This window comes from Sorangium sp. So ce406, from assembly GCF_051474675.1.
Taxonomy (GTDB): Bacteria; Myxococcota_A; Polyangia; order Polyangiales; family Polyangiaceae; genus Sorangium; species Sorangium cellulosum_G.
Genome location: NZ_CP150340.1, coordinates 7,573,229 through 7,589,595, shown reverse-complemented (window position 1 = coordinate 7,589,595; position 16,367 = coordinate 7,573,229). Strand labels below are relative to the sequence as shown.

Annotated in this window: 17 protein-coding genes; 7 read left to right on the top strand and 10 right to left on the bottom strand. The window is 71.3% G+C overall.

The genetic code is table 11. The annotated features are described in order from the left end of the window. Positions 1-352: 352 nt before the first annotated feature. The 4 genes from WME96_RS28075 (at position 353) to WME96_RS28060 (ending at position 5,000) form a co-directional block, all read left to right on the top strand. Complete coding sequence (locus WME96_RS28075; RefSeq protein WP_437284661.1) at positions 353-1,894, top strand: sigma 54-interacting transcriptional regulator; 1,542 nt, start codon at positions 353-355, stop codon at positions 1,892-1,894. 105 nt (positions 1,895-1,999) lie between these two features. Then, positions 2,000-3,571, top strand: coding sequence for a serine/threonine-protein kinase (locus tag WME96_RS28070; protein ID WP_437284660.1), 1,572 nt, complete (start codon positions 2,000-2,002; stop codon positions 3,569-3,571). A gap of 10 nt (positions 3,572-3,581) precedes the next feature. Then, positions 3,582-4,493 (top strand): hypothetical protein, encoded by a 912-nt coding sequence (locus WME96_RS28065; RefSeq protein WP_437284659.1) that lies wholly within the window; start codon positions 3,582-3,584, stop codon positions 4,491-4,493. Positions 4,494-4,616: 123 nt separating this feature from the next. After that, complete coding sequence (locus WME96_RS28060) at positions 4,617-5,000, top strand: cupin domain-containing protein (RefSeq protein WP_437284658.1); 384 nt, start codon at positions 4,617-4,619, stop codon at positions 4,998-5,000. A gap of 519 nt (positions 5,001-5,519) precedes the next feature. On the opposite strand, the gene WME96_RS28055 is transcribed toward WME96_RS28060, so the two are convergent. The 8 genes from WME96_RS28055 to WME96_RS28020 all read right to left on the bottom strand — a co-directional run bounded on the left by WME96_RS28055 (position 5,520) and on the right by WME96_RS28020 (position 11,955). After that, on the bottom strand, positions 5,520-6,377 hold the full coding sequence (locus WME96_RS28055) for a VOC family protein (protein ID WP_437284657.1): 858 nt from the start codon (positions 6,375-6,377) through the stop codon (positions 5,520-5,522). Between the two features lie 5 nt (positions 6,378-6,382). Next, on the bottom strand, positions 6,383-7,498 hold the full coding sequence (gene arsB / locus WME96_RS28050) for an ACR3 family arsenite efflux transporter (RefSeq protein ID WP_437284656.1): 1,116 nt from the start codon (positions 7,496-7,498) through the stop codon (positions 6,383-6,385). Positions 7,499-7,504: 6 nt separating this feature from the next. Then, positions 7,505-7,792 carry a hypothetical protein gene (locus WME96_RS28045; protein WP_437284655.1) on the bottom strand — a complete coding sequence of 96 codons (288 nt, stop codon included), beginning with the start codon at positions 7,790-7,792 and terminating at the stop codon, positions 7,505-7,507. A gap of 142 nt (positions 7,793-7,934) precedes the next feature. After that, on the bottom strand, positions 7,935-8,282 hold the full coding sequence (locus tag WME96_RS28040; RefSeq protein WP_437284654.1) for an ArsR/SmtB family transcription factor: 348 nt from the start codon (positions 8,280-8,282) through the stop codon (positions 7,935-7,937). Between the two features lie 119 nt (positions 8,283-8,401). Next, positions 8,402-8,947 carry a hypothetical protein gene (locus tag WME96_RS28035; RefSeq protein WP_437284653.1) on the bottom strand — a complete coding sequence of 182 codons (546 nt, stop codon included), beginning with the start codon at positions 8,945-8,947 and terminating at the stop codon, positions 8,402-8,404. Positions 8,948-9,133: 186 nt separating this feature from the next. Beyond that, complete coding sequence (locus WME96_RS28030) at positions 9,134-9,709, bottom strand: sigma-70 family RNA polymerase sigma factor (RefSeq protein ID WP_437284652.1); 576 nt, start codon at positions 9,707-9,709, stop codon at positions 9,134-9,136. Next, entirely contained in the window at positions 9,706-10,503 is a 798-nt protein-coding gene (locus WME96_RS28025; protein WP_437284651.1) for an arsenite methyltransferase, read from the bottom strand. The genes WME96_RS28030 and WME96_RS28025 overlap by 4 nt, the downstream gene beginning before the upstream one ends. A 696-nt stretch (positions 10,504-11,199) precedes the next feature. Beyond that, a complete protein-coding gene (locus WME96_RS28020; RefSeq protein WP_437284650.1) occupies positions 11,200-11,955 on the bottom strand; it encodes an SDR family oxidoreductase in 756 nt (251 codons plus the stop codon). Between the two features lie 221 nt (positions 11,956-12,176). On the opposite strand from WME96_RS28020, the gene WME96_RS28015 reads away from it, so the two are divergent. Then, entirely contained in the window at positions 12,177-13,109 is a 933-nt protein-coding gene (locus WME96_RS28015) for a helix-turn-helix domain-containing protein (protein WP_437284649.1), read from the top strand. A 7-nt stretch (positions 13,110-13,116) separates the two neighbouring features. Here the strand turns inward: WME96_RS28015 and WME96_RS28010 are convergent, their stop codons facing one another. Further along, positions 13,117-13,890 carry a peptidylprolyl isomerase gene (locus WME96_RS28010; protein ID WP_437284648.1) on the bottom strand — a complete coding sequence of 258 codons (774 nt, stop codon included), beginning with the start codon at positions 13,888-13,890 and terminating at the stop codon, positions 13,117-13,119. A gap of 310 nt (positions 13,891-14,200) precedes the next feature. On the opposite strand from WME96_RS28010, the gene WME96_RS28005 reads away from it, so the two are divergent. Next, complete coding sequence (locus tag WME96_RS28005) at positions 14,201-15,100, top strand: hypothetical protein (protein WP_437284647.1); 900 nt, start codon at positions 14,201-14,203, stop codon at positions 15,098-15,100. 87 nt (positions 15,101-15,187) lie between these two features. Here the strand turns inward: WME96_RS28005 and WME96_RS28000 are convergent, their stop codons facing one another. Next, the gene (locus WME96_RS28000) at positions 15,188-15,826 is read right to left on the bottom strand and encodes a YdeI/OmpD-associated family protein (protein WP_437284646.1); all 639 of its coding nucleotides are present in this window, start codon (positions 15,824-15,826) and stop codon (positions 15,188-15,190) included. Between the two features lie 305 nt (positions 15,827-16,131). On the opposite strand from WME96_RS28000, the gene WME96_RS27995 reads away from it, so the two are divergent. Further along, entirely contained in the window at positions 16,132-16,365 is a 234-nt protein-coding gene (locus tag WME96_RS27995; protein WP_437284645.1) for a hypothetical protein, read from the top strand. The last annotated feature ends 2 nt before the right edge of the window (positions 16,366-16,367 follow it).

Genomic DNA, 16,367 nt, shown 5'->3' with positions numbered 1-16,367 from the left:
ATCTGTGACGCGGAGAGGAGGACCACAGAGGGCACGACGGAGAGAGGTAATCAAGAGACGAGCCGTCTCTGGTCGAGGTCGCGCTCCGCGAAGGACAACACGGTTGCGCTCGAGGGAACTTCGAAATACTCCCCGTCTCCCCGCCTTCCTGTTCAATTTTCCGCTGAAATGGCTGCAAGATGAGAGGATTCCGCACGTGGGTAAGGGTGTGGCGTGGAGGTGGTCTGAAATGGCAACCATCGCCGTCCCACGCGTGGCCACGCACGTCACCTTCGCCGAGCGCAGAGCGTCTGTCGCAGATCGGCGCGACGAGACGTGACGCCGGCTTCGAGGCCTGCTGAGATGGAGGCCCATGCCCCCGTGGAACGACGACGACGCCGCCTCCACCGAGCTCGTGCCGCAGCCGCTGCGCCCCGCCGCGGCCGCCGCCGAGAGCTTCGCCCTCTCTGTCATGGCGGGCCCGGACGAGGGGAGCCGGTTCGTCGTGGCGCCGGGGCTGCCCTCGCGCGCGCTCGCCGGCACCAGCCCGGCCTGCGACATCACCCTCACGGACCGGCTCGTCTCGCGCCGCCACGCCGCGTTCGAGCTCGCCGGCCCGCGCCTCCGCGTCACCGATCTCGGATCGACCAACGGCACCTTCGTGCAGGGGATCCGCGTCGGCGACGCGTACCTCCAGGGCAGCGAGCTCGTCCGGCTCGGCGAGACGGTGTTCCGCGTCGAGGCGCTCGGCGTCACGCAGGCGGTGGAGCTGCCGCGCGCCGTGCGCTTCGGCAAGCTCGTCGGGGCCAGCGACGAGATGCGGCGGCTCTACCCGTTGTGCGAGCGCCTCGCGAGCTCCAGCGTGCCCGTCGTCATCGAGGGCGAGACGGGCACCGGCAAGGAGGTGCTCGCCGAGGCGATCCACGAGCAGGGGGCGCGCGCGGCCGGGCCGTTCGTCGTCTTCGACTGCACCGCGGTGCCGCCGACGCTCGTCGAGTCGGCGCTCTTCGGCCACGAGCGCGGCGCCTTCACCGGCGCGAACGAGGCGCGCCGCGGCGTCTTCGAGGAGGCGCACGGCGGCACGCTGCTGCTCGACGAGATCGGCGACCTCGATCTCGGCCTGCAGGCGAAGCTCCTCCGCGCCATCCAGCGATCCGAGGTGCAGCGCGTCGGATCGAACCGGTGGATCCGCGTCGACATCCGGGTGCTCGCGGCGACGCGGCGCGATCTCGAGCGCGAGATCCAGGCGGGGAGGTTCCGCGACGACCTGTTCTACCGGCTCGCCGTGGCCCGCATCGAGCTGCCGCCGCTGCGCCGGCGGCAGGGCGACGTCACCGTGCTCGCGCACCACTTCTGGCGGCAGCTCGCGGGCCGCGGCGCGCCCTTCCCGCAGGGGTTCGCCGAGCGGCTGGAGGACTACGACTGGCCCGGCAACGTGCGCGAGCTCTACAACGCCGTGGCGCGCCGCGTGGCGCTCGGCGAGGCCGCGCCGATCGAGACCACCCGGGCCGGGGTGAGCTCCGCGGGCGCGCCCGCGTCGACGCCGGGGCTCGCGCCGCCCGGGCCCGCGTCGACGCCGGGGCTGGCAGCGACCGGACCCGCGTCGACGCCCGGGCCCGCCTCGGCGCCCGGGTGCGCCGCGTCGGCGCTGGCGCCCTCCACGCCCGTGCCCCCGTCCGCGGCCGCAGAGGAGAGCGAAGGCGCCGAGGCTGCGACATCCAACGACATCATCGAGGAGATCCTCGCGCTCGATCTGCCGCTGCCGCGGGCGCGGGAGCGGATCGTCGAGCACTTCGAGCGGCGCTACGTGCAGCGCGTGCTCGCGCAGCATGGGGGCAACGTCCGGAGCGCGGCGGCCGCGTCGGGCATCGCGCGGCGGTACTTCCAGATCCTGCGCGCGCGCCGATCCACCTGACGCGCGGCCGGGCGCCGCGCGGCGGTGCTCCCGGGGACCACGCGCGCGGCGATCCACCCGACATGTCGCCGCGGCGCGCGCCCCGGCCATGATATCGTCGCGACGATGCTGCAGGCCCGGAGCCAGGGCGGCGCGCTCGCCGTCGTCCGCTACCTGCTCTTCGACGAGATCGGGGCCGGCGGCATGGCGACGGTGCACCTCGGCCGCCAGCTCGGCTCGGCCGGGTTCCGGCGGACCGTCGCGATCAAGCGGCTCTACCCGCAGTTCGTGCGGGATCCCGAGCTCGTCGCCATGCTGCTCGACGAGGCGCGGGTGGCGGCCCGCATCCGGCACCCGAACGTGGTCTCGACCATCGACGTGGTGTCGAGCGGCGGCGAGGTGCTGCTCGTGATGGAGTACGTGCACGGCGAGCCGCTGGCGCGCCTGCTGCGCGCGGCGACGCGGGAGGGCGGCGCGCCGCCGCCGCGCGTCGCCTGCGCGGTGCTCGCCGGCGCGCTCCACGGGCTGCATGCGGCGCACGAGGCCACCGCCGAGGACGGCGCGCCGCTCCACCTCGTGCACCGCGACGTGTCGCCGCACAACGTGCTCGTCGGCGAGGACGGGGTGGCGCGCGTGCTCGACTTCGGCGTGGCCAAGTCGGCGGGGCGCGCGCAGATCACGCGCGACGGGCAGCTCAAGGGGAAGCTGGCGTATATGTCGCCCGAGCAGATCGCGGGCGAGCCGCTCGACCGGCGCGCGGACGTGTACGCGGCCGGGGTGGTGCTGTGGGAGACGCTGACGGGCGAGCGCCTCTTCGAGGGCCGCGGCGAGGCGCTCTCCATCTTGCGGCTGCTGCAAGCGGGCGTGGATCCGCCGAGCGCGCGCCGGCCCGGGGTGCCGCCGGAGCTCGAGGCGATCACGCTGCGCGCGCTGGCGCGCGACCCCGAGGACCGGTTCCCGACCGCGCGCGCCATGGCGCTCGCGCTGGAGGAGACGGGGCTGGCCGCGTCGACCTCGGAGGTGGGCGACTGGGTGACGTCGCTCGCGGGCGAGTCGCTGGCGCAGCGGGCGGCGCTGATCGCGGCGATCGAGCCGGGAGGGGCGGGGGGCGAGGCGGGGGCCGCGGGGGCGGGGGGCGAGGCGAAGGCGGCGGGCGCGGGAGCGGAGGCGGGGAGCGAGGCGGCGGGCGCGTGGAAGGGGACCGAGGTGGGGGCGGCGGCCGGGGGCCCCGGGGCGGGCTCGCTGCAGGCCGCCAATCGGCCGCCCTGGGCCGCGCTCGCGGCGACGGGCGCGCTGCTCGCGATCGCGGCCGCCGCGATCGGCCTCGCCCGCGCCGAGGCGCCGACCCTCGCCCGCGCGAAGGCCGGCGTCGCCGCCGCCGCGCGCGCGCGGTCCGCAGGAAGGCTCCTGGGCACCGCGCATCCCGCGGCCACCGCGTCGAGCGCAGGCCTGCCGGCGACGCCCGGCGCGCCGGCTGCGTCGGCCGCATCGGCCGTTGCCGCCACCCCTGGCGCGCCCGCTGCGCCCGCCGCCGCCATCGCGCCCGCCACATCGGCCACCACGGCCGCTCCGGCCACCGCGGCCGCCGGTGCCGGCGCGCGCCGGTTGCCGCGCCGCGCGCCGGCGCGCGACGGGTGCAATCCGCCGTTCATCATCGATGGACAGGGCCACAAGCGCTACAAGCGCGAATGCTTCTGACGGAGGCCGGATGAACCAGCGCACCGCTCGCCGCTCCCTCGTCGTCGCCGCCGCCTTCGCGGCGCTCGCGTACCTCCAGCCCGCCCGCGTCCACGCCGGCGACGCCGAGGCATGCTTCACGGCCTCCGAGGAGGGCCAGCGCCTGCGCGACGACGGCCATCTGCGCGACGCGCGCGCGCGCTTCATCGCCTGCGGCGCCGCCGCATGTCCCGCGCTCGTCCGGTCTGACTGCGCGGGCTGGCTCGCCGACGTCACGGCGCGCGTCCCGACGCTGATCCTGAGCGCGCAGGACGAGCAGGGCCAGGACGTGGCCGACGTGCAGGTGATCCTCGACGGCGCGCCCCTCGCCGCGCGCCTGGACGGCAAGGCCGTCGAGGTCGACCCGGGCGAGCACGTGCTCCGCTTCGAGCGCGCGGGCAGCGCTCCCGTCGCGCTGCGGCTCGTCGTGCGCGAGGGGGAGAAGCTGCGCCGCGTCTCGGCCCGCCTCACGCGGACCGCCACGGCGCGCGCAGGCGCGGCCACGCCGGCAGCAGGCGCGGCCACGCCGGGCGGAGGCGCCATCGCGCCCCGCGAGGACCGGGCCGCGTCGCCGCCCGCGAGCTCGCTCCTCCTGCCCATCGCGCTCGGCGGCGTCGCCGCCGCCGCGGGCGTCGCCTACGCGGCGCTCGGCCTGAGCGCGCGCGCCGACGCCGACCGCCTCCGGACGACCTGCGCGCCGCGCTGCGCCGAGGCGGACGTCGACGCGGTGCGGACCAAGGTCATCGCCGCCAACATCGCGTTCGGCGTCGGCGTGGCGGCGCTCGGCGGCGCGGTGGCCGCGCTCCTTCTGCGCAGCCCCGTGCCGGCGGCGCCCGCCGCCGCCGCGGTGCACGTCGTCCCCTTGCCCGGCGGCGCCGCCGCTGCGCTCGGCGCCCGCTTCTGAGGTTCGATTCACGCCGCGGACCCGCGACCGGGCGGAGGTCGCCCCAGCATCACCGCCGCGCGGAGGCACGACCTGCTCTTGATGGGTACGCCAGGCCTGGGTGGCGCCGGGGGGCCCAGGCCCATGGACCTCTTCTCGGGGCCGGCCACCGTATCGCCGATCGTTCGTCGGGGTACGCGCGAGGCACTCCGTAGCGAGTGGTCGAAGGCAACGGCAGAGTCGCTCACTCCGGCGAGCGCCGACCACCGGCTGCTCGCGACGATGCTCACGATCGATCCCGGAGGCAGGACGGGGACGCTCCGGCAGCGCGCAGGGGTACGAGCCTTCGCATACTGCATCCGCGGCACGGTAGAGCTCGTCTTCGGGGAGAGGCGCGAGGAAGCCCTCCTGGAGGCGGGCGACAGCGTGCTACTCGACGACCCTCGCCTCACAGCGTGGGAGAATTGCGGGGAGAGCACGGCAGAGGTGCTCGTGGTTTCCGCTGGCCTCGTCGGAGAATCGTCGTGAACGCGCGGTTCGGGTCCACCGTCGATCGATGCTACGTTGAGGCTGGCGGCTGTTCGTCGCACCGATGAGCGAGCCCCGTTCGCGGGCGACTCAGGACAGGCGTGATAAAACCGGCTTCAGAGACAGCATCTGATAAACGCTTGCTAGTTTTTACGAAATGATTCGTCTCCGTCCGCTCCGGACGGCGTTGGAGCAGACGCCGATCTCCCGAGCGATCTCGGCCCAGGTTCGGCTGCGGTTCACCACGAACCGGGCGGCGAGGCTGGAGCGCTCCATGCACGCGATGCCAGCGGCGTTTCGTGCGTATCCGCTGCTGCTCCTGAGCTGGGGGGTCATCGCCGTAGCCCGTGCGGGACGAACAGGAGGCAGCTCGCCGCCTCCCGAGCCCGCGAGAAGAGAAACCGTTCCGGCTCCCAGCTGCCCCCGGACCGCGCCCGACCCGAACCTGACGGCGACGAGGAGCGCGCTGCCCAGCAGCTCTCCCGTCACCGGCCGAAGCCACGCGGGGCCGCGCATGCGCTACGCCAACGCCCTGGGTTCGAGGTTCTCCGGTTTGCCGACGAGCTCGTCCGGCGTGAGCCGGGCGTAGATCTCGACGAGGTTGCCGTCAGGGTCCTCGAGCCAGAGCTCGTGGAGCGGCGTGCCACGCCACGTCGTGCGCGGCGGCTTCCTCACCGTCAACCCGGCGGCCATCGCGAGCTCGCAGTACCGAACGACCGCGGACTTGTCAGCGACGGCAATACCGAGGTGGTAGAGCGTGTCTCGGTGCAGCTCCTTGCCGTCGGAGACGACGAGCACGAAGTTCGTGTGCAGATCCGGCCGAACGAAGGTCGCGTAGCGATGCGTCCACTCCTTCGGCTCGGTGCCGAGGAGCCACGCGTAGAAACGCGTGCTCTTCGCGAGATCCTTCACGCGCACGCTGGCGTGGAACTCCTGCGCCTGTGGACCCTCGGGGAGGTCGAGCAGCGCGTCGAGCACCTCGAGCCTCGCCAGGATCTGGTCCCGCGCGGTCCGGAACCGCGTCAGCATCTCCTCGCGTGGGATCGACGCATCCTTGCTCGCCGGATCCTGAATGGGCCAGTGCAGCCGGCGCGCCTTACCGAGGAAGACCGGGCAAACCTCCTCGGCGCAGAGGGTGATGACCGTGCCCACGGTGGCGGCGTCGATCGTCTGCACGGCCTTCGAGTGGTGCGTCGTCAGGTCGACCCCGACCTCACGCATCACCTCGATCGCGTACGGGTTCACCTTCGACGGCTCACTCCCCGCGCTCTGCACGGCGATGCGCGAGCCGAAGAGCTTGCGAGCAAGGCCCTCGGCCATCTGGCTGCGCGCCGAGTTGGCGACGCAAAGAAAAAGGATCGTCTTGCCGGAGTTCATCGTGGTCAGGCCTTGCTCTCGGGAGTGCTCGGAACGGCGAATGCGGGCGGCGCGACCTCGAGCGGGGTGTTGGGGAAGAAGCGCTCCTGCGCCCACAGGGCGACGTTCACGAGGCCGATGAGGACGGGCACCTCGACGAGAGGACCGATGACCGCCGCGAACGCCGCACCACTGTGAATGCCGAAGCTCGCGATCGCGACAGCGATCGCCAGCTCGAAGTTGTTCGACGCAGCCGTGAACGAGAGCGTCGCCGACTGCTTGTAGTCCGCGCCGATGCGCTTGCTCATGAAGAACGACACCGCGAACATCAGCACGAAGTAGATGAGCAGCGGCACCGCGATGCGAAGGACGTCGAGCGGCAGCTGCACGATGGTCTCCCCCTTCAGCGAGAACATCACCACGATGGTGAACAGCAGGGAGACGAGCGTGATGGGGCCGATGCGAGGCACGAATGCCTTCTCGTACCAGTCACGCCCCTTCGCGCGCACGAGCACCCGTCGCGTGAGGAACCCGGCGGCGAAGGGCACACCGAGGTAGATGGCCACGCTCGTCGCGATCTCGCCGATGCTGATGTTCACGACGGCTCCCTCCAGGCCGAGCCAGGTCGGCAGGAGCGTGGCGAAGAAGTACGCGTAGACCGAGAAGAACAGAACCTGGAAGATCGAGTTGAAGGCCACGAGCCCGGCGCAGTACTCGGTGTCGCCCTTGGCGAGATCGTTCCAGACGATGACCATCGCGATGCAGCGCGCGAGCCCGATGAGGATGAGGCCGAGCATGGACTCGGGCTTGTCGCGCAGGAACACCACCGCGAGCCCGAACATCAGCAGCGGGCCGATGATCCAGTTCTGGACCAGCGACAGAGTGAGCACCCGCTTGTTGCGGAAGACCTTGCCGAGCTCCTCGTAGCGGACCTTGGCAAGCGGCGGGTACATCATCAGGATCAGCCCGGCCGCGATAGGAATCGACGTCGTGCCGACGCTCATGTCGTTGAGCGCGGTCGTGAAGCCGGGCGCGAGGAAGCCGAGGGCGACGCCCAGGCCCATCGCGAGGAAGATCCAGAGCGTCAGGTAGCGGTCGAGGAAGGAGAGCTTGCCGAGCAGGCCGGGGTTTGCGTTGATCATGCGAGTTCAGTTCCTTGTGGTCGTGCGAGGCGTCGAGCCCGTGCCTGGGAGCGTCGCGAGCCACGACTCGATGCGAGCCCGAAGGCTCTCGCGCACCTCGATGACGCGCGCGAGCTTCTCCTCGTGCGAGCCGGTGAACGTGGCCGGATCGGGGAAGCTCCAGGACAGGCGCTGCGTGACGCCGGGGAAGAGCGGGCACTTCTGACCGTGCTCCTCGTCGCAGACCCCGACGACGTAGTTGAAGCGGCGGCCTGCCTTGAACAGCTCGAAGACCGACGGCTGCGTCGCGGTCAACGGCAGGGAGAGGCCGATGCCCGCCAGCGCCTCGACAAGGGGCGGATGGGCGCGCGCCCCAGGTCGCGCTGCAGATGGTCACGGACATGGAAACTCCTTTCGTCAATCGTCGATGGACGATAGGCCGGACGTGCGACGACCATCAGAGCCCCCCGACGAGGGCCTTCAGACGCCGGAGCGCCCGAGGCTCGATGCAGTAACAGACGCGGGGACCGTCGACGTCGCCGCGGATGAGGCCGGCTTCCTTGAGCACCTTCAGGTGCTGCGAGACCGTCGACTGGGCGAGCGGCAGCTCGTCCACGATGTCGCCGCAGACGCAGGCGTTCTTTCGGATCAGGATACGCACGATCTTCACGCGCGCCGGGTGTCCGAGCGCCTTCGACAGGCTGGCCAGCTCCTCGTCGGCCCCGTCGCCCTCGATCGGCCGGAGGTCTACCTGCTCGCGCGCAGGCGGACAGCAGCGGTCGGTTGCCTCCGGCGTCGTTCTCATCGTAAGGTGACGATAGGAGATGATGCGCCCTCTGTCAAACGGCGGATCTCGCCCCTGGTCGTCGCCGTGAGGCGCTCGGGCATCGCGTCGAGGAGGGGACAGCCCGGCGCGGGGTGGCCTCAGGCGAGGCCAGGCCGAACGAAGCGGAGCGCGACGGGGCGCAGCCCGAGCACGACGTGCACGAGCGCCGTGAGCGCCGCGCCCGGGAGCAGGTTGAGCGCGATGGTGTGCGTGAGCGCCGGGAGCGCGGTGTCGAGGAGGACGGGCGCATCGAGCGACCAAGCCGAGGCAGGGCGGGCGGCGAGGACGAGCGCGACCGAGGCGGAGTAGAGCGCGATGAGACCCGCGTGGAGCGCGTATTCACGCGGCGTGAGCCCACCGAGATCCTCGCGGGAGCGCCGCTCCTCAAGCACGTCGAGAATGACGACGACGAAGGACGCAGCGAAGGCGCCCACGCCGGCCCAGAGGAGGAGACCGGCGCTCGGAGCGAGGTAGAGCGTGCCGATGACGGCAGCGAAGAGCGCCGCGTGGATCGTGTGAAGGTGGTGCTCGCGGCGCGAGGCCTCATGGGCGAAGAGGCGGTACTTCCAGAGATGGAAATAGATCCCGTCGATCGCGCCGACGGCGGCGTAAACGGCGAGCAGGATGGATGCGATCTCGTTCATGGCGATGACCTCCGCAGAGGAGGACGGGGTTCGAGCGATGAGGACGCAGGAAATAGAACGAGATGCAGAGCGTGCGAGGAGGTGACGCGGATCGAAGGGATCGAGCGCGAAGGGGAGTAAGCAGCGACCGCTGGCCAGGCAGGGAGCGGGGCTTGTGGTGGGCCGGCCAGGAGGACGGGTCGCGCGTCAACCGCAGGCGCAGCGGGGCCCGTTGCCCGGTGCGCGCGGCACGCAGTCGATGACGTGCCCGCGCGCGTCCAGGGCCACCTCGCAGCACTGCTCCACGAGCGCGCGTAGCTTCTCCCGCCCGCGCTGGACGCGGGACTTCATCGCGGTGAGCGAGATGCCCAGCATGTCGGCCGCTGCCTTCTGGGAGAGGCCTTCGAGCTCGGTGAGGGTGAGCGCCTCGCGGTAGGGCGACGGGAGCATGGCGACGAGCGGACCGATCGCCAGGGCGAGGAGCTCGGCGGCCCCGTCCTCGCCGCTCGGGGGTTCTGCCTCCATCTCGGGGACGTCGCCCTCGACGAGGAGATGACGCGCGCGGGCCCGGTGATGCTCGGCGATGGCGCTGCGGGCGACCTGGTAGACCCAGGGGCCGAAGCGCTCGTCGTCGCGCAGCCCACCCACGCCCCGCTGCATGCGCAGGAACACGTCCTGCACGACGTCATCGACGTCGGCCGCTATGGAGACGCGGCGCACGACGAAGGGGCGGAGGCGCGCCTCGAGCTGATGCCAGGCGCCGCGCGCGCCCGCGTCGATCATGCCCGAGCCTCCGGCCGAGCGGGTTTGGTCGCCTCGATCGTCGCGGAGGTGACGTACTGCTCGGCGCCCGACCCGGGCACCCAGTCACGGATGAACTCGCGGCTTTGGGGCTTCACCCCGATGCGTATGTCTGTGAATCCGGCGTGCTGCAACAGCTCCTGGAGCTCGTCGGCCTTGACCGCCCCCGCGACGCACCCGGTGAGCGCGGCCACCTGCTCGCGCAGCCCGGCGGGCAGCTCCGCGGTCGCGATGACGTCGGAGATCGCAAGCCGGCCGCCGGGCCGGAGGACGCGATAGGCCTCGCGGAACACGGCGGGCTTGTCCGGGGACAGATTGATGACGCAGTTCGAGAGGATGACGTCGGCGGTCGCGTCGGCGACGGGCAGGTGCTCGATCTCGCCGAGGCGGAACTCGACGTTGGCCGCGCTGACCTTTCGCGCGTTCTCCCGCGCTTTGGCGATCATCTCCGGCGTCATGTCCACGCCGATCACCCGCCCGTCCGGGCCGACCTGGCTGGCGGCGAGGAAGCAGTCGAACCCGCCGCCGCTGCCGAGGTCGAGCACGGTCTCGCCCGGCCGGAGGGCGGCGATCGCCTGGGGGTTGCCGCAGCCGAGACCCATGTCCGCGCCCTCCGGGACGGCGGCGAGGTCTTCGCGCGTATAGCCGAGCTTGAGCGAGGCCGCTGGCGCCGGCGCGCAGCAGCTCGGGGCGCAGCAGCCCGCCCCGTCCACGGCTACTTTTCCGTAATGATCTCGGACAGCTTCACGGGTCTGGTCGATGGTTCGGTCGGTCATCTCGGTCCTCCTGCCTGGAGGACGGGGATTCGGGCGGATGGACGCAGAAAATCGACCGGGAGCTGGTCGAGCCGGGGCGTGCACCGGCTGCGGAAGGTAGCCAGCGCGCCGAGCTGCTGCGCGCAAGCTTCCTGCTCCAGAGCCGGCGCAGCCCCGTGCCACGGCGGTCGAGGTCAGAAGCCCGGCCTCCTTTGACCGGCGGGTCTCCATGGTCATGGCCATGGGGTGGTGTGCGCGCAGGTAGTGGGGGATACCACTTCGAGTGGTGCGAGGGGAGGATGCGGATCGGCTTGCCGCACCCACACGCACAGGCGTGCCCCTTCGCGTTCTCGGCCGCGATCCACGCGGTCACCGAGCCGGTCTTCCGCGCCAGCCGTACGCGCTGCCGGAAGAGGACCCGTGGGTCCAAGATACCAGGCTTGGGTCGAGCCGGGGGGCCCAGGCGCATCCGGTTGTGCCTTCCGCTGCTGTCCATGAACCCGGCGCAGGGCTCCCTCGAACGCCAACGCACCGGGCGAGGCAGAGAAAACCGTTGCGATGGCGATGAAGGTCGTCGTGCCGAGCTACCGGACAGGCAACGGAAAATCCGACGTGATCAGCCTCGCCGAGACGACTCGGGCTTCCGCGGCCGTCGCAGGACAGATCCAGCCCGCCTGCGTCGAAGCCGCTCGGCCACGCGTCCACCCAGCGGCCGTGTCAGGCCGCGACGAGCCCGCCATCGATGGGCACGGCGACCCCGGTCACGAACGACGCTTCGTCGCTCGCCAGGAAGAGGGCCACTCGAGCCGGCTCGATCGGATCCGCGAACCGGCCGATCGGGTGGCTCGCGAGGACGCGTTGCTCCACGGCCCGATCCTCTATCCACCTGTCGAACATCGCCGTGTGCGTGCCCCCAGGGCAAATCGCGTTCACCCGCACGTTGCGAGCCGCGAAGTCGATGGCCGCGGCCTTGGTCAGCCCGATGACGCCGTGCTTCGACGTCACGTACGCGGACAGACCAGGCGTCGCCACGAGGCCTCCGACGGAGGACGTGTTGACGATCGCGCCCCCGCCGGCCTTGAGCATCTCCGGGATCTGGAACTTCATCGACAGGAAGACGCCCTTCAGGTTGATGTCGATCACCCGATCCCACTCGTCCTCCTCGAGCTCGGGCACGCTCTTGATGACCTGCTCCACGCCTGCATTGTTGAACGCGACGTCGAGCCGCCCGTACCTCTTCACGGCGGCCGCGACCATGGCGGCGCAGTCGGCCGCGCGCGACACGTCCGTCGGGACGAAGATGGCTTCTCCCCCTCGGGCGACGATCTCCGCGGCCGTCCTCTCGCCCTCGGCCACCCGGCGCGCGGCGATGACCACCCTGGCGCCTTCCTGGGCGAACAACAGCGCTGCGGCCTTGCCGATTCCCATGTTTCCACCCGTGATGAGCGCGACTTTATCTTGCAACCGTCCCATAGGATTCGCTCCGGATCTGTGGGCCTGATGAACGACAGGCCGTGTCATGCGTGCGCGCGGCGCCGAGGCGCTCTGCCGCGCGTCGAGAAGGGCAGCGCCCGCGTCGAAACGCAGCGGATCGCCTGCGATCGCGACGTCCGTCAGCTTCGCGCGCAGGTGGGTCGAGGACGACAGGACCCGCGACCTCGGGACGGAGGATGTCCCCCCTCCGACGGCGCCGCTTGGGCAAAATTGACGGGACCCGCGCAGCGCGCGATCCACGGAACCGAGCCTGGCGCAGCGCGCATTGGCCCACTAGGATCCTGGGCATGCCGAGCGCACTGCCAGCCTGCGATCCGGACGCTCCGCTGCGTATCGAGATCGTGCGACCGAGGGCGCTCTCCGGCGTGACCGTGGCCCGCTGCCGCAGCGACGCCCGGAGCCACCGTTCCGTGAAGGACCGCTTCGCCTCGGTCTACTTCACGGCCGGCCAAAGCGAGTGGCGGGCGCGCGGGCGCACCTGGACGGCGAAGCCGGGCACGCTCGCGCTCATGCTCCCGGGTGAGGTGCATCGCGAGGAGAGCCGCGATGGGCCGGCGCGCTTCCACGTGGTGCTCTTCAACGACGCGCTGGTCAACGAAGCGCGCCTCTCGCTCGGAGGCCGGCCGTTCGCGCCCCGGCCAGGCCTGTTTCTCGAGCGCGGAGAGCCCGAGGGCGCGCCGCTCCTCACCCTGCACGCGCTCGTCGACGAGGGCGACGCCGAGCCCCTCGCGCTCCAGACCGCGCTCGCCGAGTCGCTGCGCTCCGTCGTCGCGCTCACCAGTCCGGGTCACGCCGAGCGCGGACGCCCGTACGCCTGGGGCGCCCCCCTGCGCCGCGCATTCGAGCTCATCCGCGAGCGCTTCGTCACCGCGCTCTCTCTCGATGAGATCGCGCTGCACGTCGGGCTCGACAAGTTCCAGCTCATCCGCGCGTTTCGCGACCAGCTCGGCGTGACGCCGTATGCCTATGTGACGCAACTGCGCATCGGTCGCGCCCGAGCGCTCCTCACGCGAGGCGTGCCGCCGTCCGAGATCGCAGCGCGCGTCGGCCTCTACGACCAGAGCCAGCTCAACCGGCATTTCAAGCGCATCGTCGGCATCACGCCGGGACAGTTCGCGCGCGCCGTCGTGTGAGCGCCCTTCACGGCGCGCAGCGGGTGATCGTCACCTTGTTCAGGCCCAGCTCCACGAGCGGCTTGTCGTCCGCACCGGTCTCGACATGCGTCATCTCGGTGACCACCTCGACCGGCGCGCACTGGCCGAAGATCGTGTACGCGCCGTCCAGCCAGTCCGTCGCCACCTCCGTGACGTAGAACTGGCTCCCGTTCGTGTCCGCCCCGGCATTGGCATAGGCGAGCGTCCCCGCTCGATGCTTCAGCGCGGAGATCTCGTCGTCGAACTCGTACCCTGGCCAGCCCTCGCCGTTGGCGAGCCGATCACCCCCCTGCGCCATGAACTCCGGAATCACCCGGTGGAAGGTCAGCCCGTCGTAGAACCGCCGCTTCACCCAGGTGCCGGTCTCCGGGTCCAGCCAGGGCCGGCGCCCGCGCGCGAGCCCGACGAAGTTGGCGACCGCGTTCGGAGCCTCGTCCGGGAAGAGCTCGCAGGTGAGCGCGCCCTTGTCGGTCTCGATGATCGCGCGCAGCGGCCCCGGGCCCTCCGGGAGCTCGGCCAGCGCCTCGTCCAGCGTGAACACCCCGGCCTCTGGATCCGTATCGCCGGCGAGCACCTCCTCGGGCGCGTCCACGTCGGGGCCGCACTCCACGCTTCCACCGCCGCCCGCGCTCCCGCTCGCCGTCGAGGCGCTCGAGCTCGTCGCGCCGCCGCCTTCCCCGCCCGTGCCGCCGGTCGAGCTCGTCGCGCCCCCGCCGCTGTCATCGCCGCAGCCGGCGGCGAGAGGGATGGCGAGGAGCATCGAGACGCAAAGTAGGTTCACAGACGGATGAGGAGAAAAGGAGCGGATCTGCATCGGAGCGACACTCGCACGAACTCCAAGGGAACGCACGCCCGACTTGCCGGGCGTCTCACGCGCTCTCTCCGGAGCTCCAGCACACAGACAAGGAATGCTCACGCTGGTCGCCGCGCTCTGCTGCGGGGCTGGCGCGGCGAGCCGTAGAGCCCGGCTGCCCCGTTGCGCTCGCGCTCGTCGACCTCGGGATGGCGCCGGGGTGGGATGTCGCGGAGGCCCTCCGGATCGATCTAAGATCCGACCGAGGAGGTTCTTCATGCGCACGCATCGACCTGTCTTGCTCGCGACGCTCCTGTCGGCCGTCGCCGTCGCGATGTCCGCTGTGCCCGGATGCAAGGACGACGAGCCACCGGCGAGCAGCGGAGGCCAGGAGCCGACAGACAGCGATTTCCTGGCCAGGTATGCGAAGGCCCTGTGCGACCGCACGTTCGCCTGCTGCGACGCGGCGACCCGGGCCGCGCACGGCCTGGACGCGAGCTCCGCCGACGCGTGCGCCTCGGAGCTCGAGGCGATCCTCGTTGTGGTCACCGATGGAGGCGAGGTGAAGGGCACCTTCGTCCCGGAAAAGGCGGCGGCGTGCCTCGCCGAGGTGGATGAGGCCCCCTGCGCCGAGCTTCAGATCGTCGGTGTGCTGTTGGGTGTGAACGGCGAGTTCACGCCATCCTGTCTGGATGTGTGGGACGGCTCCGTACCCGAGGGCGGGACGTGCGGATCGGACTGGGACTGCGCCCGGGACCGCTGCGTGCGCACCACCGACGCGAGCGGGCAGACGACGTCGGCGTGCAAAGCGAGGGCGCTCGCCGGAGAGCCATGCTCGTCGGCGTTCGACTGCGACGAGGCGCTCCGGTGCGACCAGCCCTCGCCGCCCGACGCGGGGACGTGCGCGCCACGGCTCGCCGCGGGCGAGTCGTGCAAGGGAACCCTCGAATGCCAGGCGGAGCTTCGCTGCGGCGACGACGGCACGTGCCAGGCGCGCGAGCAGGCGGGCGGTCCGTGCGCGTCGGACCAGGACTGCGCGGCCGGCGCGACGTGCGATGGCGCCACGTGCGCGCCGCTCGGCGCCGCCGGCGCGCCCTGCTCCTACGATTCGGACTGCGCGTCCTCCGCGTGTGTCGACGCGACGGGCACCTGCGCCGACGTCTGCAAGGGCGGCTGATCGATGTTGAACCCGGCCGGGCGGGCGGGCGCATCGAAGCCGCGGTCTGCTGCGCCGTGAGGTGGAGTCAGGTGGTGAAACAGCGACTCACTTTGTAGCGGGCCGGGTCGCCTTCGGCTGTCTCGGCCTCTCCGGCACGATGGTCTCACCGCGCGCCAGCATCGCCACCAGCGCGGCGATCTTCTTCGCCCGACCCGCGGGCGTCTTCATGTTGTTCGTGCGGAACGCCAGCGCGAACAGGTTCTGGCGCCCCAGCGACTGGAACGTCTCACGCGCCCGTGGGTTCGCCTCGATCGCTGCGCGAAGGTCGTCGGGGAGGGTGGCCTCGGTCGCGCTGCGGATCGGCGCGTACGCCGCATCCCAGCGACCATCGGCCTTCGCCGCGTCCACGTGCCGCTGCCCGTGCGGCGTCATGCGCCCCGCGGCCGTCAACCGGGCGATATGGCCGCGGTTGATCTGGCTCCAGACGCTCCTCGCCTTGCGCGGCGAGAACCGCTGCAAGAACGAGGATTCATCCAGGGCTTTTTTGATCCCGTCGATCCACCCCCAGCAAAGCGCCACGTCGAGCGCCTGCGCGTAGGTCACCGTCGGCACGCCGGAGTCCTTCTTGTAGATCCGGAGCCACAGCTCCGTCTCCCGCGCGTGGTTTGCGGCCAGCCACGCTTCGAACGCGGCGTCGTCAGGGAAGCTCTTGATCTTCTTCTTGTCGGGAACGATGGGCGCCATCCAGTCTGCCTCGCAATGCGCCCATCCTACGCCGAGCCAGCAGCGACACCAGCGCGGAGGTCGTCGAACGCCGACTCACCCGGCCCGCTGGCCCGGTTACGCGGCGCCCGCTGCCACACGGGGGTACAAGGTGCGATTCGCGCAGCGGACCTGCTGCCGTCTCCCCCGGCGACGAGGCGGCCCGGGGTCGAGGGCTTCAGGGATGTTTCTTCTCGGCGTGGCTGGCGGAAGATCAGAATTGACATCTTCGATGTGAGCGTTCACAATCTGGCCTCATTCTTCGACTTTGCCCTGAGTGAGTCGTCATGAGCACCGGGATCTCCTTCATCGAGATCGAATTCTTCACCGACTCTGTTCGTTCGGTCATGGCGGACACATGCGACGGCGCTGCCCGGAGCGCACAGAGCGAACTTATCCGCTCCGTGTGCAAATTGAGCGAGCTTCATCCGCAGCGGCAATGGCCAGCGCGGTGGCACCTCGGGAGCCTTCAGCGCGCGGCGAGCGGCCCCGAGGCACGCAAGGGCAGCGTCGAGCACTAGAA

Excerpts from the sequence above, each read along its gene's own strand:
- WME96_RS28075 (WP_437284661.1), top strand. The coding sequence starts at position 353 with ATGCCCCCGTGGAACGACGACGACGCCGCCTCCACCGAGCTCGTGCCG.
- WME96_RS28065 (WP_437284659.1), top strand. The coding sequence starts at position 3,582 with ATGAACCAGCGCACCGCTCGCCGCTCCCTCGTCGTCGCCGCCGCCTTC.
- WME96_RS28040 (WP_437284654.1), bottom strand. The coding sequence starts at position 8,282 with ATGAGAACGACGCCGGAGGCAACCGACCGCTGCTGTCCGCCTGCGCGC.
- WME96_RS28030 (WP_437284652.1), bottom strand. The coding sequence starts at position 9,709 with ATGATCGACGCGGGCGCGCGCGGCGCCTGGCATCAGCTCGAGGCGCGC.
- WME96_RS28010 (WP_437284648.1), bottom strand. The coding sequence starts at position 13,890 with ATGCTCCTCGCCATCCCTCTCGCCGCCGGCTGCGGCGATGACAGCGGC.
- WME96_RS28035 (WP_437284653.1), bottom strand. The coding sequence starts at position 8,947 with ATGAACGAGATCGCATCCATCCTGCTCGCCGTTTACGCCGCCGTCGGC.
- WME96_RS28005 (WP_437284647.1), top strand. The coding sequence starts at position 14,201 with ATGCGCACGCATCGACCTGTCTTGCTCGCGACGCTCCTGTCGGCCGTC.
- WME96_RS28055 (WP_437284657.1), bottom strand. The coding sequence starts at position 6,377 with ATGAACTCCGGCAAGACGATCCTTTTTCTTTGCGTCGCCAACTCGGCG.
- WME96_RS28025 (WP_437284651.1), bottom strand. The coding sequence starts at position 10,503 with ATGACCGACCGAACCATCGACCAGACCCGTGAAGCTGTCCGAGATCAT.
- WME96_RS27995 (WP_437284645.1), top strand. The coding sequence starts at position 16,132 with ATGAGCACCGGGATCTCCTTCATCGAGATCGAATTCTTCACCGACTCT.
- arsB (WP_437284656.1), bottom strand. The coding sequence starts at position 7,498 with ATGATCAACGCAAACCCCGGCCTGCTCGGCAAGCTCTCCTTCCTCGAC.
- WME96_RS28020 (WP_437284650.1), bottom strand. The coding sequence starts at position 11,955 with ATGGGACGGTTGCAAGATAAAGTCGCGCTCATCACGGGTGGAAACATG.
- WME96_RS28070 (WP_437284660.1), top strand. The coding sequence starts at position 2,000 with ATGCTGCAGGCCCGGAGCCAGGGCGGCGCGCTCGCCGTCGTCCGCTAC.
- WME96_RS28000 (WP_437284646.1), bottom strand. The coding sequence starts at position 15,826 with ATGGCGCCCATCGTTCCCGACAAGAAGAAGATCAAGAGCTTCCCTGAC.
- WME96_RS28060 (WP_437284658.1), top strand. The coding sequence starts at position 4,617 with ATGGACCTCTTCTCGGGGCCGGCCACCGTATCGCCGATCGTTCGTCGG.